Consider the following 14,845-nt stretch of genomic DNA (forward strand, 5'->3'; position numbering starts at 1 on the left):
CAGATGCACGGACGCGCCGGATTCGACCTCCTCCGCCACCGCATCCTTCTGCCCTGACCGCTACTCGGCGTCACCACCGACTACGGGCCAGAGCCCTTAAGTTGACACACCCGGCCGAGACCGAGTCCGTCGAAGGATCCGTGCCTGAGCCTGCCAGGTCGGTGGGTGGTCAGTGCATCGGCCGCCAGGACCACCGCCACCATCTGCGCGGACAGTTCAACCCCAGCTTGCTTAACGTCGATGATCACTGCGGCAGGCCGGTTTCGGTCGCCCGGCGGAAGACGCCCCCGCACGTGAGGGACGGCGTCGGCGCGCGTTCTGCGAGGATGACCAGTGCATGGCGCACTTCCCTGCTCAGCCGGATGAGTTGGAGGCTGTGCTGTCCGCCCTTGTAGGTGTACAGGCGGAAGACCTTGACGGCCAGTTCGTCGCGGCCGTCTGCGAAGGTGCCCGGGAGTCCGGCGAGTAGTTCGAAATCCTGCTTGCCAATCGCCGATTCAGCCACGGCGCTGAGGGGCAGAGCGTCGAATCCTGCGGCGGACACGGAAGCGTCCACCGCGACAGCATGGGCGGCCAGAGCCGCGAAGACCTCGATCAGCCGCTCGCCCAACGCCGTGCCGATGCCCCAGGCCTGCAGGTGCTCATGGCGACGAGCCTGACGCCACGGATCCTGATCCACCAGCGGCAGCAGAACACGCCCCAAGAGCGCGCAACGATCCCAGAGCATGTCGTGGTCCGAGGTCACGGTCGATCCTCTCTACGACGAGTAGAGCCTGTGGCTTAAGGATCACCCGGCCGCCGCAGGCCCTCCATTTTCCCATTACGCGCACGGCACGTACTGAACAGCCTGTTCGCCGTACCAGGGAGCCGCCCGAGCGCATGAGAGTTCCGAGCGGGGCCGCGTCCCGCGTAGTCACCGTGACGTCAGGCGGTTCCGCATGCCGCGGCGGATCCGCCAGCGCTGTCTGAAAGAGCCCGCACACCAAGATCCCCGACAGCGTCAGGCACTTGCTCCGCCCGGTCAGCCACGGACGATGTTCTGCGCCTGCGGGCTGTCCAGCCTGCCCTGGGACCTGCCCACTTCGAGGGCCGCACCTGGAGAGGCTGGCACCACCACGTCACAGCGTTGCTGCACCCGCGGCGGAGGCGCGACCGGCCTCAGCCCCGCCGCCTCTTCGCGTGTCCGGCCTCCACGTCGGCCGCGTACCGATCCACGTACTCCTGGCCCGAGAGCCGCAAGACTGCGTACGTGATCTCGTCGGTGACGGCCCGCAGCACCGTCTTATGGTGCGCCATCCCCGCAAAGCGCGAGAAGTCCAGCGGCTGCCCGAAACGGATCGTGACCGGCCGGAGCCTGGGCAGGAAACGTCCCGGAGGCCAGATCTCGAAGGTCCCCACCATCGCGCACGGAATCACCGGAACCTGCGCAGCCAGCGCCGTCACCGCGACCCCGACCTTGCCCTTGTACAGCCGGCCGTCGGGGGAACGCGTGCCCTCCGGATAGATCGCGAGCAACTCTCCCTTCGCCAGTACCCCCAGCCCCTCCCGAAGGGCCGCCTGCCCCGCGGCCCTGCCCGACCTGTCGACTGAAATCTGCCCGGCACCGCGGAGAACGAGCGCGGTCAGCCGGCCCGTGAGGCCCGGTGCCGTGAAGTACTCCGCCTTGGCCAGGAACGTGATGCGCCGCTTCAGGACCGCGGGCATGAGGAGGGGGTCTGCGAAGGACAGGTGATTCCCGGCAACGATCGCCGCGCCCTTGGCCGGAATGTGCTCGAGCCCCTCGGCCCGCGGCCGGAACAGCAGCCGCAGCAACGGCCCCAGAAGGACGTACTTGAGCACGTAATAGAACACGGGCGGCTCCCCACTGCCGAATCGGCTCCCCGGTATGTCTGTGCCGGGCCGGCAGGCCAGATTCCGGGCCCCGGAACACCCAGCCGGCCCACTGCTCACGGCATGATCCACACGGCCCACGTTTGACATCTCCTCGGGCCGGAGTCATCTGGCCGGGGCCAGGTGCTTGATCTTGATCCAGTCGCGGGTGCGCCGTCCGGGAAGGTACGGGCTGGTGAATCGCTTGGCGACGATCCCGTCGAAACCCTCTCGCCGACTGTTCTCCAGGGCTTCGTTGGCCATGGAGGGCCAGGCTGCGGGGACGATGATGCCAGGGCCGGCAAGGCCCAGGTCGTCCAGGAGGTCACGGCGGGCGGTGTAGGGCAGCTGGATGACGGGTTCGCCCAGGTAGAGGACGTCGTAGATCACCAGCCAGGCGGGAAGGTCCTGGCGGGCATGGTCGACGGCGGCCGGGTGGTGGAGGCTCATGCGCTGCTGCAGCCGTTCCACCGAGGGGCGCCCTTGATCGTCGAGCACGACGATCTCCCCGTCCAGTACCGCCTCCGGCGCCGGCAGCAGTCCCGCGAGCGCCTGGAGTTCCGGGTACTGGCCGGTGGCGTCCAGTCCGGTGGCGGACACCAGCTGCACCGTTCCGTCGGGGGGGCAGGTGGACGAGGGTGCGCGCCCCGTTCCACAACGTTTCGTACGCGAACTCGCCCTCGGCTTCCGGTGGGGGGAGCGATCCGATCACCGCGAGCATGGGTGACAGCGGCGGCAGCTCACGCGCCTGAGCCGGTCCGGTCGGCGGGTGTGTGCTCATGTGTCCCAGCGTGGCGCCCGCATCCTGCGGGAGCGACTTCGCCATCCACAGACGGGGCCCGCCGCGCTGGTGGGGGAGTGAGGCGACCGTCCGCCGCAAGTTCGCATCGTGGGTGGGGGAGTACGGCTGTAATCACCCGGGCGCGTAGGCGTGGGTGTCGGCGCTTGACGGTGAGGGTCAGGGGTGGGGGTGGGAGGGGGCTTTGAGTTTCCAGCCGCTGCCGCTGCAGGTGTCGTGCAGGGGCGGGAACCTTGGTGCTGTATTTGTGGTGCTGCCCGCAGTCGCACTCGTAGATCCCGGAGTCCGGCACGATCTCGCCGGGGTGAAAGACCTTGTCGCTGTCCTGGTTCATACGACCTGTGTACGACGCGGGTGTACATGCGGCGACCGGAGACAGATGCGCGCGGGCGGCAGGAGGGGCCCGGAGCCAGGCCTCTCGGCAACGGCCGGGCCCCTCGTCTGCGTACGCGCCCGCGGGGGATGACATGCACGCGTGCCGTGCTCAACGCCTGGCCCGCAGGAAGGCTACGTCGCCTCCTCCAGCGCCTGAGTAGGCAGCCGTCCGGGTCCCTGCTCAGGGCTGCCCGGTGCGCAGGGGGGAGACAGCGGTGTGAGCCTGGAGGCATAGGGCAGCACACGCCCGGCGCCGACGCGTCACGCCGCCTGGGGAACGGCCCGCGGCTGAGTGGATCTTGTCGCACAGCACCGCACGGCCTGGGCCCCGAGGGCCGACGGCCCGTGTGAACATCTTCCAACCCACGTAGCGGCAGCACCCTGGCGGAGCACCGTGAACAACTCCAAGCGCACGAAGCTTTGAAGCTGTCCCCCTGGCGTATGCGCGCCACAATGAAAGTGCGAAACCGCACTCGGATCCATCGAGGAGGTGGCTATGCCCAGCGCAGCCACCACAACACGGAAAGCGGCGGCGGCACGCGCCCGTCCGGCACAGCAACCCGCCACGGACGGGAAGCTGCACATCCACAGCCTGGATGTGCACGCGCCGGTCCACATCCCCTACCTCACGCCGGGGGACGTGGTGGCCAACACGCAGGCGATGACATCAAGGCTGGCGGCCAGGGATCTTCTCTTCTACGGCGGCCTGGGCGCGCTCGCGGTGGCCGGTGCTCTCGACTGGCCCGTCGCTCTGGCCATCGGAGGCGCCACAGCCATCCTGCGCGGCCGGGGAAGGGGAGGTGAACACATGAGCGACATCGAGCAGGAGCCTCCCGCACCCGAGGAGACCGGTACCGCCGCTGAGGAAGCAGTGCAGCCTTCGGCTGAAGCTGCAGAGGAGACGCTTGCAGCTGAGGGGGGTGAAGCCGCCGCTGAGGAAGCAGAGGTGATCCCCGCGGCTGGGGAGGCCGAGACCGCTACCGAGGAAGCAGCGCAGCCTCCGGCTGAAGCGGCAGAGGAGACGCCTGCAGCTGAGGAGGGTGAAGCCGCCGCCGAGGAATCGGAGGAGCCCCCGGCTGGTTCATCCTGATCCCACTCCCGCCGCGGCCCCGCCCGGCAGGACGGGGCCGCCGCCTAACTGTCGTCGCCCTGATCGACATCCTCAAAGAGGCCGCCCTGCGTACCGGGATGCTCAAGGCCCTCGCCCCGGTCGGCGCCCGTGAGGGCGGCGGCGCCAGGCGGCGCCCCTCAGGCCTCTCCGCACAGGTCTGACACCCGGTCGGGGGACAGAGCATCGCCCGCAGGTGGGACCGATGCGATTTTGTTCCGCGTGACGAGGCGACAGCGCAGGACGATGCCGAGGTCACCGCTGTCCGGCCTGAGGCGAGGTCCCTGAATGATGCAGGCACGCACCTGGCTGTCCCGGCTTATGTACACCAGCGCACCGGGTGCGGTGCTGTGGATCCGCTTCTACGTGGGCGCGATCTTCCTTTCCGAGGGCATCTTGAAGTTCGTGCGCACCGCCTCGCTGGGCACCGGCCGGTTCGACAAGGTCGGCATCCCGGCGCCGGCCTTCTTCGCCACGCTCGACGGAATCTTCGAGATCGGCTGCGGCTGCGAATCTGAGTGGAAGTGTCACCGGGGCTGCGGTGGGTGTCACTGGGCGGTTGTGGGTGTGTGGCCTGGGGTGATTCGGCGGGTGGTGTCATCGGGGTGATGCTCTGTCGGTGACATCGGAGTGTGTTTGTGCTGGTCGGTGTCGTGCAGATTCGCAGCGAGCCACCGACGTGCTGGCCTACTTCGAACGCCCGGGCACGTCCAACGGACCGACCGAGGCCATCAACGGACGGCTCGAACACACCTCCGCGGCTCCGCCCTCGGATTCCGCAACCTCACCAACTACATCGCCAGATCCCTGCTGGAAACCGGCGGCTTCAGGCCACGACTACACCCTGGATTGTGAAGAGCCGGTTTTCTCGGTTCCTGAAGCCGAAGGCGTCACGCGCTTCGAGCTTGATGAGGCGGTTGTTGCCCGCGGCACCCGCTCATCGTCGCGGCGGCGGCGTAGAAGCCTGCGCCAGGCCCCTACAAGTACCAGAGGTCACCAGGACCCACCGCCACCGCCGCCGTCACCCCCACCGACGTTTCCGCTGCCACCGGACCCTCCGCCACCTCCGCCACCGCTGCCGCTGGAGGGAGGGGCGGCGCTGGACGTCGAGGCGGCGGTGATCAGGCCGAGGGCGAAGCCTGGGGTGAACCCGGCCACGAGGGTCGAGCGGTGTACGGGAGCGGCCGTCGAGTCGGCGATCGCTCCTTCCCACGCGTAGGCCACGTCCAGGGCCACCGCCCACGCGGTGTACAGCTTTAGCCGCATCTCGTCGGGGGGCTCGTCGTGCTGGGGGGAGGAGGGGTCCATGAGATAGCGCCGGAACGCTTCCGTCCGGAGCCAGAGGGCGGTGCCGCGCGGGGTGCGGGTGTGCAGCTCCCAGGAGCGCAGCCGCAGCGCGAAGCCGGCACCCACGGCGATCAGGCCCACCACGAGGACCGGCCAGCCGGCCGCGTTCCGGTGGCCGCTGAGCCAGGCCCCGACGGCCGTCGTGACGAAGCCGAGCAGGGTGGCGGCGGTGCCGATGGTGCGTCCGATGTGGGCGCGACGCGCGGCGGCCGCGTCCCAAAGATCGCTGTCGGCCTGCCACTGTGTCAGCCCGCGGTTGAGGCTCTCCCATGCCGACCGGAATTGCGGGTCGCGCAGGCCCAGGGTGACTGAGTCGCGTCCCGAGAAAATGCTGCCGAAGACGACCCTGGCGAGCGGGTCCGCGGGTGCGTCGGCCGGATCGCGGCGCGTGAGGGTGGGATGCCGGTCGGTCCCCTCGATGCCGACGTGTCGGTCGATCGCCGCGCCGAGGAGCCAGGCCACCTGGTGGTGGTTCTCGACCCGTTCGTCGAGCAGGATCCCGCCCTGTGCCGGGGTCAATTCCGCTGGGGGCACGGGCGACGGCGTGAGCGAGGCGGCAAGCCGGTCGAGGGAGACGCGCCGCGTCCGGCCGAGCGTGCCGTCGGGTCCTTCCTCGACGATCCGGTCACGGCCGAGGAAACGCAGCAGCAAGAGCGTCACGGCGGCGCAGACCAGCGTGAAACCGAACGCGAGCAGACCCACCCGCAGCGGGCTTTCCACGGTCGTGCCGACGGCCTTTCCGGAGGGCGGCGCGGGCAGGGCCACCTTCGCTCCGGTCAGCTTCTGCCCGCGGGAGGCGTAGAGGGTGACGCCCTCGTGCCCCTTCAGCGTGTCGAGGGTGACGTCCAGCCGCCCAGGACCGCTCCCGCGGGCGGTGCAGGCGTCCTCGGAACCGTTGGTGCCGTGCACACAGCGTGCGCCGGTGAGTTCGTACGGGGCCACGACGTGGATCTCCACGTCCGAGCGGTCGACCCGCCAACCGGTGCCGACAGCGTCCCAGGCGATCTTGCCCTTCTTCACAACGTCCGTGAGCGTGTACCGGATGCGGTACCGGTGCACGCCGGTGACCGAGCCGCCGGGGTCGCCCACCTTGATCCGAGTGGCTATCTCCCGCTGGCCGTTCGGCTTCTCGTAGTAGTCCCCGACGGTGAGTTCCCACGGGACCCGGGCGCCGTCCAAGGTGGCGCTGACCTTGGCGTAGTCCTCGTCGTACATCAGGTCCGGCAGGTCGCGGTAGATGCCGTGCCGGGTGCTGTCGGGCTCTCCGAAGTCGTAGTCGATGACCTCGGTGACGCGGATGCTGCCGTCGGCGGCGACCTCGGCGCCCACCCACATCGTGTTGACGCGCTCCACGTTCCCGCCCATCCGGAAGAGCACGACGAGACCGCTGAGCAGCAGGACGAGGAAGAAGATCTTGATCGAGGCGCCGCCCCTGCGTCTCCGGTTCAGGGTCCCCGCCGCTCTCGGTCTCTTGTCCTTCGCGGTGTTCAAGGAGATACCCCCTGATGTCACGGGGCCTCCCCTGCCCCATGAAGATCGCAAGGGTATCCCGGCGGCGGGCCAACAACAAGGGTCTTCGAATTTAGTGGGGGTGCGCCTCCCGTCGGCTTCGCCGAGTGGTTGTACAGCGTGAGCGCAGGCGTTGGTTCTCTCGGTCCCTGAAGCCGAAGGCGTTACGCGCTTCGAGCTTGATGAGGCGGTTGCCCTCGGAGGCGGCGTTGGTGATCCCGGTAGTCAGGTGGGTCTCGATGCCGTCCCACCACTGCTCGACCGTTTCGGCGAGGGTGACGAGTTCGGGCAGGTGGGCGTGGTTGGCGACGTGGGCGAAGAAGCGGTGGCGGGTGGCGGAGATCGTGGAGCGGTCTGGACGTGGGTACGGCTGACGGCCAGGCCGAGGAAGTCTCGCAGCAGTTCCTTCACCATGCCATCAGGTCGGTTACCTGCAGCCGGTAGGCGGCTGCCAAGCGGTGCAGAAAAGACCACGTTGTTTCGCCCTGGAGGGGTGTCACCCGCAGGACCGCGTCGACGGCACCACCTTCTGGCTACGGGGACCGTGCAAAAGGCTGGCGGCCCGCCGGGCGTCATGGGAGTACGCCGGGGACTCTGGTGCGCAATTCCGCTTGGTCAGCCGGTGGGTTGGTAGCTGAGGCGGGTGAGGCGGCTGGTTCGGTTGCGATCGAGGGGATGCCCGCTCCAGTAGGCATCGAGCCGCACGATGTTGACCGCGGTCGCGGAGAAGGCGTGCTGGAGGCGGACCTTGGGCAGTCCGCGGTAGCGGGCCCGGCGCATCCCGGTGACGTCCAGGGCCTGGTTGATGGTCCCCTCCACGCCGGCCCGCAGGGCGTAGCGGGTCTTGAAGGAGTCGGTGCGCTGTGCGGTGCGGGCGGCGGCGAGGGTCTCGTGCAGTTCCAGGGGCTGCAGGGTGAGCATGCGGTTGACGCGGCGGCCGGTGGTGCAGCGGGGCCGGGAGGGGCAGGAGCGGCAGTCGGCCTTGGCGAAGTCCACGACGATGGCGTCGCGGCCGTGCTGGGTGACCGGGTACCAGCCGCTGCTGGTGCGGCCTTCGGGGCAGCGGTGTGAGTTCTTGGGTTACATCCGTTCACTAGACGGTCGTGAGCTGCTGTCTCAGGTCTGAGCCGGAGACTTCGTGGCGTGGGCAGCGTGCCATCTGAACAGCGCAAATTGCGATAGGTGAACTCATGGCCAGTGGCGCGCGGGGCTGTGGGCTGCGAGTCCGTGAATGAGCTGGAATCTCGGAGATGTCTCGGGAATCCCTATGACTCTGGCGGCATTTGTGCAGGTCAGAGCGGCGGTCGAACGTGGTGCACATTGTGCTGTTCAGCGCAGCGTGCAGGGGCTCAAGGGGCCGGGATCCGAGAAAGGGTCCGCAGGCTCGCCTGCAGTTGTGGCGGCTTGCTCGACTCTCCGACCGGGGGTGCCCTGCTGGCGCCTCAACGCGGGTGTGTCCAGCCCTACTTGAGGCACAAGCGATCGTCAAGCCGCTGGCGGCTCATCCTGACTTGCTCAAGCCTTCGGTATTACCCGTTCTGACGAGGTGTCAGGATGCCTACGGGCTACGGGTGCACTTCTTTGGCCCGACCGGCGCGTGTTACCTGGTGTGAGGGAGGCGACAGGTGTATGCAGACAGGGAGCCTGGGGGGCCACACGTTCTGGGTGGATCGGGGGTGTGCCGGTAGTGGGTGGCGCGTACGAAGAGCTGTCGCAGACGGGCAAGTTGGGGCCGGAGACGTTCGAGCTGTTGCAGCGTCTGGTACATCAGGTCCGCCGGTCGTCGGGGTTCCCTCCGCCCGAGGGGTATCAGGAGTGGAGCGATGACGCGGCCTACGACGTGATCACGGCCATGCTGACCCGTGAGGGCGCGGGGCAGCGGTTCGTGACCAGTTGTTTCGTCCAGGCCGCCGACGAAGCTTCGCTGGAGCGGCTGTTCCTCGCGTCGATCAAGAACTTCCTCATCGATGAGGCGAAGAAGACGCCGCGGGGCAAGCTGCGGCGCCGCATCGCCCGGCTGATGGGCGCCGACGCATCCTTCCGCCGGGCGCCTGGCTCCCCGCCGCGCTGGATGCTGAGCGAACATCCCGAGGGTGCGGTGTGGCAGGGGGATCTGGATGATCTCGTTGCCGAGGCCTGGCGCGTGCGCGGGGTGGGCATCACCCGCTGGAACCATTCCGGCCCGACCCCAGCGCAGACGGTCCAGGCCCTCATGGTCATCCTGACGCAGATCCTGCGGCATGCGCGGGGCGCGGTGCGGGAGGAGGACCTGGCCAAGGTCCTCGAGTCCCGGTTCGAGCTCCTGGCGCCGGCCCGCTTCACCCCTCTCTACGCCGACGAGGGGGCACCGGCCGATCCGGTCGAGGCGGCCGCGGCGGAGGCCGACGCCGCGGCCGCCGGGGGCGGCGCCGCTGACATCTGGCAGCGGCTGACCGCCAACGAGCGGCAGCTGCTGCCCTACCTGGACGAAGACGCCCATCACGCAGCGCAACTGCTGGAAATAGGGCCGGCGCAGGCCGAGGCTGTCCTGGCCGGCCTGAAGGAAAAGCTCCGGCTCGCACTGTCGGACGACAGTGACCGGACAGCAGTCATGGGAGCGCTGCTGCGGCGCTGTGCAGATCCACCCCCCTGAACCGCCCCTGTGACGTCGTCCGTACTTAGTGGGAAGAGAATGCGCTGATGGACCACAGCCAAGGAGAGGGGGAAACAGGATGAACGCTGCCCACAGCAGTGCCTACGAACGACTGGTGGCCGCCGCGGCCGGGCTGAAGGTCCCCGATGCCGTCCGGGAGGTCGCCACCGCGCCGCCGCGGGATCCTGAACCCGGTCAGATCTGGCGGGCCGTGTGGGAGCGCACCATCCAGCTGCTGGTGATCACGGCGGTTGACGACGACATGGTGCACGCCATCCCGGTCTCCTTGGAACGCTACGCCGACGCCTGCACGCTGCTGCTGCCCGCCGAGGCCTCCACGCTGGAGCAGCCGCTCGCCCTGTGGTGGGGGTTGAAACAGCCGCTGCCCTGGTACGTGCTGGACCGCCAGGTCAGCCAGCTGACGGTGCCTCTGCCTGCCTCCCTGCATCCTGATCTGCCGCACACCGCGCCGCCAGGGGCACGCTGGGGCAGCGCCCCGCCTTCACCCGCCGTGGCGGATGCCGAGTACCGGGGTGCCCTGATGGACACCCTGGCGAGGCTGAGCGCCGCACGATGGGTGCCGGAAGGATCCGGCGCCCTGCCACAGCTCCTCCAACAGCGCGGCGTCACCGTGGCGCAGCTTGGGTCGCAGCTCCAGTTGCCACCCTCCCAGGCCCTGCCGGTTTGGCGCGGCCAGTACCCCCTCACCGCCGAACAGGCCGAGAAGCTCGCTGTCCTCCTTGGCCTGGGCACGGACGAGGTCGTCGCCGCCAATCCCGCACTGCCGCCGGCCGTGGTCAACGAGCTGAACCGGCCGCTGCGCCGCAGCCAGCTGCGTGCCCTCGCCGCCCTGCATCTCGAAGACGAACACCGGGCCCGGCTGCGTGCCGCCTACGGCATCGTCACGCTGGCGGCCCGCCAGGACGACCGAACGCACACGGACTGGGCGGCGCGAGCGGACGGCTACTTCGAACTGCGACTGGGTCAGTAGGGGCTGGCGTGGTCAACTACGTGCTTGCGGCCGCCGCCCGCACTCAGGCGACCGCCATGCTGGAGGAGCTGGACGCCCACCGACCGTATGCGGCGCAGCGCCTGGCCCAGGGGGCTCTCGCCGAGATGCAGACGTGGCCGGAGCTGACCGTCCGGCGCGTTGCCGAGTCCCAGACCGGCGCGCGGTGCAGCGTTGCCGGTGCCTACGAACCCGGACCGCCCCCTCAGATCATCGTCGCCGACTCCGCCAGCCACGCTCGACGGGACTTCACCGCCCTGCACGAGCTGGGTCATCACCTGCAGCAGAACAGCTTCGCCCTGATGGAGGCCTTCGCCCGCCAGCCCGACGGCGGTGTGCTGCTGGAGGACGCGGCCTGCGACGCGTTCGCCGCCGAGATCCTGCTGCCGGCTCCGCTGGTAGAGCATCACCTGGCCGCCGGCGGGCCGACCGCCCCCGCCCTTGTGGAGCTGTGGCGCGCCAGCGGAGCCTCCCGCATGGCGGTGTGCGTCCGGGCCGTTCAGCATCTGCCCGCTCCCGGGCACGTCCTCCTCCTGGACGCCGACGGCAAGGTCGTCTTCGCCGCCTCCCACGGCCTTCCGCCGGTACGGCGGGGCAGCTTCCAGGGCGACATTCCCACCATTGCCCAGGCCCGGGCCGGGCAGGGCCGCGCGCAGGGGCGCACCCAGGTCCGCTACCGCGACGGCATCCTGGGGCGGGAACTGCATGCGCAGACCGCGCCTGTGGACGGCTATCTGGTCGCGATCCTCGTCATCGACTCGGCGCCCTGGCGCGCCTTCACGCCGCCCACCAAGGACACCGGCCCCCAGGCGCGCGAGTACATCTGCGAGCACTGCGGTGAGGAGTACCGCTCCTTCGAACCCGCTTGTTCCGCATGCCGCGTCCCCCACTGTCCCGAGTGCGGCCGCTGTGCCTGTCCGTCGCGCGTGACTGAGCGTCTGTGCCCGGGATGCTTCATCCGGCATCCGCCCGCGATGTTCGCGGACGGCTCCGACCGCTGCCTCGAATGTTCCTGACGTCCCGTCGGCCCCTTGAGGGCACTCTCGCTTCTCTACCCGCGAGTTACGTCGTCCGTCCCGGGCGAAGCACCCCGCACTGGGGTGACGGGACCTGGCGCCGGCTCCGGGGCCCCGTCGGGCAAGGCCGGCAGAAGAAGAGAACGATGGCCATCCAGATCACCGCGGTACGCCTGTCCGGCGGCACCACGCACCAGCACATCACCCGCCTGTGGTGGACCAACCCGGAGACCGCCAAGAGCGGCGACAACACCCGGGCCGAGCTCGTCACCTGGATCGAGGACGAAAAGGGCCAGGCGTACACGAGCGACGCGGGCGGGCACCGGGCGACGGTCGCCGTGGTGACCCCGCCGCGCGGCGAGAAGTACCTGCAGACCCACGCCGACGGGGTGTGGACCAACAACCTGCTGGCCCTGCCCCGCCGCTGAACAAGTCCGGGCCCCGGGTGGGAACGGGCGCGCGCCCCGGCCCGCGTGCGTCCGGCCGCACGGGGCTGACTGTCAGTACCGGGTGATACAGCTTCTAGCCGGTGCGGGAGGCCCGCACCGGGAAGGCAGGACGGGATGGCTGCAGAACGACACGTTGATCACAAGGTCCTCAAGGCCTTCGCCGAGACCAGGGTCAATGTGCCTGCCCAGGAGGCGGCGGAACGCCGCCGTCAGGTCAACCACCTGCGCGAGCGGCTGGAGGGGCACATCGCCGCGCACCCGGACTTCGACCTGGTCAAGCTCCGCGCCTCCGGCAGTACCGCCAAGTTCACCGCCATCCAGCGCCGCGGCGGCGGGTCTGATGCGGATGTGGCCGCCTACCTGCGGACTGCCGACCCCGGCGTGGACGAGGCCAGCCTCCTGGAGTGGCTGAGGGAGCGCTGCATCGAGGTCTATGGGGAGACGAAGGTCGCCGACGACTTCAAGATTTCCGACCACGCGGTCGGGATCACCCTCCGCGGCTCCGGCCTGAAGATCGACGTCGCACCGGTGCTGTACACCGGAGAGCCGGACGACAAGGGATACCTGGTGACCCGTCAGGGAACCAGGGTCCTCACCTCCGTCACCCTGCACCTTCGGTTCATCGAGAAGCGCAAGAGCACCGACGCCGCTGGCCCCGGCTACACCGAGCTGATCCGCCTGCTGAAGGCGTGGATCCGCCAGAGCAAGCTCTACAACCCCGATCTGCGCTGCAAGAGCTTCCTCCTCGAACTCCTGGTCGCCCACCTGTGGGAGACCGGATGGAACGGAGAACTCCTCCAGGTCAACGACTACCCCCGAGCCATCGCACAGGTTCTCGCCTACATCGCCCGGACCGGCGGCGCCAGCCCAGGTCGGTGGGGTGAGGCAGGACGGTGCGGGCGTGTAGCTTGATGGAGCTGCGGATGCCGAGGAGGAGTCGGATGGGGGGCCGGCCGTCGGCGGTGCGCAGGGCGGCCAGCGGACTTAGGACGCGTGAACGAGGGGGCCGCGGTACCTCCTGGCGAAGTCCTGTTCGCGCGCCACCGGCCAGATGTCCGGCATCAGCCCGGGCTGGTACTTCACCGGACGCGCCGCCACCCGGGCCCCAATGGCGAGCCCCTGCTGGTCACCGGCAGTAGTATCGACGGCGCTCTCGCTGACGCGTTCGTGGATGGGGCGGTAGACGGTTCTGCCGTCTTCGTCGGGCAGGGCGAGCTGCCGGTCGGGCTGGCCCGGCTCATCCAGTGTTCCTCGTTGTACCAGGTGAAGAATTGGCGCTCCACGAGTACATGGACCACTTCGGGCTCCTCTTCGGCGCTTTCGACTTCGCGGTGGACACCGACGGGCGATGGTGGTTCCTGGAATGCAATCCGTCCGGCCAGTGGTACTGGCTGGAGACCGCAACCGGCCTGCCGATGTGCGCAGCCCTGGCCGACCTACTGGAAAGGAAGCCGTGAGCGTCCAAGAACAGCTCCACCGGCAGCTCATCGACAGCATGACGGCCAGCGGCTCCCTGCGCACCGAACCGTGGAAGCACGCCGCTGAGACAGTGCCCAGGCACGAGTTCCTTCGGGGCGGGTTCTTCCGCCCGGTGCCTGGCACATCGCCCTCCGCCTGGTCCCCCGTCCTGGAGGGCGGGGACGGCTGGCTCCCAGGCTGCTACGCCGACGAATCCCTGGTGACCCAGATCGCGGGCACGATCAAACCGACGGACATCCGAGGCGAGATCATGCGGCAGCCGACCAGTTCCAGCACGCTCCCCTCCCTCGTGCTGCGCATGCTCGAGGATCTCCACGTGGAGCCGGAGATGAAGGTGCTGGAGATCGGCACCGGCACCGGCTACTCGACCGCGGTGCTCTGCGCGCGCCTGGGTGATGGCTACGTCACCTCGATCGAGTACGACGAAGAAGTGGCCCAGCGGGCTCGGGAAGCGCTCGGCCGGCTCGGCACGTTCCCCAACCTTCTGACCGGTGACGGCCTCCTCGGCGATGAAGAAGGCGCACCGTACGACCGGATCATTGCCACCTGCGGCGTACGCACGGTGCCCGCGGCCTGGCTCGAACAGACCCGGCCCGGGGGGCAGATCCTGACGGCCATCGGCGGCTGGCTCAACGCGTCAGAGCTGGTTCGCCTGACGGTCCACGAGGACGGCACGGCGTCCGGGCCAGTGCTGGACGGGCAGGTGAGCTTCATGCTCGCCCGGCCCCATCTCCCGCCCCCGCTCGGCCTGCTCCCAGACCTCAGCGCAGGCAAGGAGCGCGAGGCCATCATTGGCGCCGACGTCCTGAACGACTGGACGACCCGCTTCGTCGCCCAGTTCGCCGTGCCGACTGCCCAGCACCTGAAACTGCCGCAGGGCCAGCACAACGAGGACGTGCTGATCGACGTCCAGACCGGCTCATGGGCTGCGCTCCACGAAGAGCGCGGCCGCTGGGTCGTCCGGCAGGACGGCCCTGACCCTCTCTGGGACGCGGTTGAGGAGAACCTCGGCCGCTGGCATGCCGCCAGTACACCGGCGGTGGAGGAGGCCACAGTCCACGTAACCGCGGAGGGCCAAAGCATCCACTGGTAGGCCCCCACGACCAGCCCCGCTCGTCCGCCCTTCCCGTAGCGGATGGGCGGGGCATTGTCCTGCACCCCCCGACGCTTCCCCGACTCGGGGCACAACCCTGTGGGTGTAACAGAACACAGTGCTCATGCTGGTCCATGTCCGTATCAGCGTTGGCGACCTG

Annotated in this window: 13 protein-coding genes and 3 pseudogenes; 10 read left to right on the forward strand and 6 right to left on the reverse strand. The window is 69.2% G+C overall.

Features of this window, described 5'->3' with window-relative positions:
- Window positions 1-244: 244 nt before the first annotated feature.
- From ACFY4A_RS38330 to ACFY4A_RS38340, 3 genes are all read right to left on the reverse strand, one after another.
- Window positions 245-745, reverse strand: a complete 501-nt coding sequence (locus ACFY4A_RS38330; RefSeq protein ID WP_390833948.1) for a hypothetical protein — start codon at window positions 743-745, stop codon at window positions 245-247.
- 413 nt (window positions 746-1,158) lie between these two features.
- The gene (locus ACFY4A_RS38335) at window positions 1,159-1,851 is read right to left on the reverse strand and encodes a lysophospholipid acyltransferase family protein (RefSeq protein WP_390833982.1); all 693 of its coding nucleotides are present in this window, start codon (window positions 1,849-1,851) and stop codon (window positions 1,159-1,161) included.
- Window positions 1,852-1,995: 144 nt separating this feature from the next.
- Window positions 1,996-2,469 carry a hypothetical protein gene (locus tag ACFY4A_RS38340; protein ID WP_390833949.1) on the reverse strand — a complete coding sequence of 158 codons (474 nt, stop codon included), beginning with the start codon at window positions 2,467-2,469 and terminating at the stop codon, window positions 1,996-1,998.
- Between the two features lie 1,070 nt (window positions 2,470-3,539).
- Here ACFY4A_RS38340 and ACFY4A_RS38345 point away from each other — a divergent pair.
- The 3 genes and pseudogenes from ACFY4A_RS38345 to ACFY4A_RS38355 all read left to right on the forward strand — a co-directional run.
- Window positions 3,540-4,133 carry a hypothetical protein gene (locus tag ACFY4A_RS38345; protein ID WP_390833950.1) on the forward strand — a complete coding sequence of 198 codons (594 nt, stop codon included), beginning with the start codon at window positions 3,540-3,542 and terminating at the stop codon, window positions 4,131-4,133.
- 306 nt (window positions 4,134-4,439) lie between these two features.
- Window positions 4,440-4,760, forward strand: a complete 321-nt coding sequence (locus tag ACFY4A_RS38350; protein ID WP_390833951.1) for a DoxX family protein — start codon at window positions 4,440-4,442, stop codon at window positions 4,758-4,760.
- Window positions 4,761-4,815: 55 nt separating this feature from the next.
- Window positions 4,816-5,006 (forward strand): annotated as a pseudogene (locus ACFY4A_RS38355) (transposase); the annotation flags it as partial.
- Between the two features lie 138 nt (window positions 5,007-5,144).
- On the opposite strand, the gene ACFY4A_RS38360 reads toward ACFY4A_RS38355, so the two are convergent.
- The 3 genes and pseudogenes from ACFY4A_RS38360 to ACFY4A_RS38370 all read right to left on the reverse strand — a co-directional run.
- Window positions 5,145-6,989 carry a DUF2207 domain-containing protein gene (locus ACFY4A_RS38360; RefSeq protein ID WP_390833952.1) on the reverse strand — a complete coding sequence of 615 codons (1,845 nt, stop codon included), beginning with the start codon at window positions 6,987-6,989 and terminating at the stop codon, window positions 5,145-5,147.
- A gap of 91 nt (window positions 6,990-7,080) precedes the next feature.
- Entirely contained in the window at window positions 7,081-7,350 is a 270-nt protein-coding gene (locus tag ACFY4A_RS38365; protein ID WP_390833983.1) for a transposase, read from the reverse strand.
- A gap of 272 nt (window positions 7,351-7,622) precedes the next feature.
- Window positions 7,623-8,057, reverse strand: a pseudogene (locus tag ACFY4A_RS38370) (transposase); the annotation flags it as partial.
- Between the two features lie 628 nt (window positions 8,058-8,685).
- Here ACFY4A_RS38370 and ACFY4A_RS38375 point away from each other — a divergent pair.
- The 7 genes and pseudogenes from ACFY4A_RS38375 to tgmC all read left to right on the forward strand — a co-directional run bounded on the left by ACFY4A_RS38375 (window position 8,686) and on the right by tgmC (window position 14,685).
- Window positions 8,686-9,639 (forward strand): hypothetical protein, encoded by a 954-nt coding sequence (locus ACFY4A_RS38375; protein WP_390833953.1) that lies wholly within the window; start codon window positions 8,686-8,688, stop codon window positions 9,637-9,639.
- 79 nt (window positions 9,640-9,718) lie between these two features.
- Window positions 9,719-10,630: a hypothetical protein gene (locus ACFY4A_RS38380; RefSeq protein ID WP_390833954.1), complete on the forward strand. Its 912-nt coding sequence runs from the start codon at window positions 9,719-9,721 to the stop codon at window positions 10,628-10,630.
- A gap of 8 nt (window positions 10,631-10,638) precedes the next feature.
- The gene (locus tag ACFY4A_RS38385) at window positions 10,639-11,664 is read left to right on the forward strand and encodes an ImmA/IrrE family metallo-endopeptidase (protein WP_390833955.1); all 1,026 of its coding nucleotides are present in this window, start codon (window positions 10,639-10,641) and stop codon (window positions 11,662-11,664) included.
- 146 nt (window positions 11,665-11,810) lie between these two features.
- Window positions 11,811-12,092, forward strand: a complete 282-nt coding sequence (locus ACFY4A_RS38390) for a DUF3892 domain-containing protein (protein WP_390833956.1) — start codon at window positions 11,811-11,813, stop codon at window positions 12,090-12,092.
- A 135-nt stretch (window positions 12,093-12,227) separates the two neighbouring features.
- On the forward strand, window positions 12,228-13,025 hold the full coding sequence (locus ACFY4A_RS38395) for a CBASS oligonucleotide cyclase (RefSeq protein WP_390833957.1): 798 nt from the start codon (window positions 12,228-12,230) through the stop codon (window positions 13,023-13,025).
- A gap of 374 nt (window positions 13,026-13,399) precedes the next feature.
- Window positions 13,400-13,570, forward strand: a pseudogene (locus tag ACFY4A_RS38400) (ATP-grasp ribosomal peptide maturase); the annotation flags it as partial.
- Window positions 13,567-14,685: an ATP-grasp peptide maturase system methyltransferase gene (tgmC, locus tag ACFY4A_RS38405; protein WP_390833958.1), complete on the forward strand. Its 1,119-nt coding sequence runs from the start codon at window positions 13,567-13,569 to the stop codon at window positions 14,683-14,685. The pseudogene ACFY4A_RS38400 and the gene tgmC, both read left to right, overlap by 4 nt.
- Window positions 14,686-14,845: the final 160 nt, after the last annotated feature.

It is taken from the genome of Streptomyces sp. NPDC001292, assembly GCF_042896465.1.
GTDB lineage: Bacteria > Actinomycetota > Actinomycetes > Streptomycetales > Streptomycetaceae > Streptomyces.

What these genes read in the sequence shown, in the direction of transcription:
- ACFY4A_RS38390 (WP_390833956.1), top strand. Translation starts at nt 11,811, where the DNA reads ATGGCCATCCAGATCACCGCGGTACGCCTGTCCGGCGGCACCACGCAC.
- ACFY4A_RS38380 (WP_390833954.1), top strand. Translation starts at nt 9,719, where the DNA reads ATGAACGCTGCCCACAGCAGTGCCTACGAACGACTGGTGGCCGCCGCG.
- ACFY4A_RS38350 (WP_390833951.1), top strand. Translation starts at nt 4,440, where the DNA reads ATGATGCAGGCACGCACCTGGCTGTCCCGGCTTATGTACACCAGCGCA.
- ACFY4A_RS38395 (WP_390833957.1), top strand. Translation starts at nt 12,228, where the DNA reads ATGGCTGCAGAACGACACGTTGATCACAAGGTCCTCAAGGCCTTCGCC.
- ACFY4A_RS38345 (WP_390833950.1), top strand. Translation starts at nt 3,540, where the DNA reads ATGCCCAGCGCAGCCACCACAACACGGAAAGCGGCGGCGGCACGCGCC.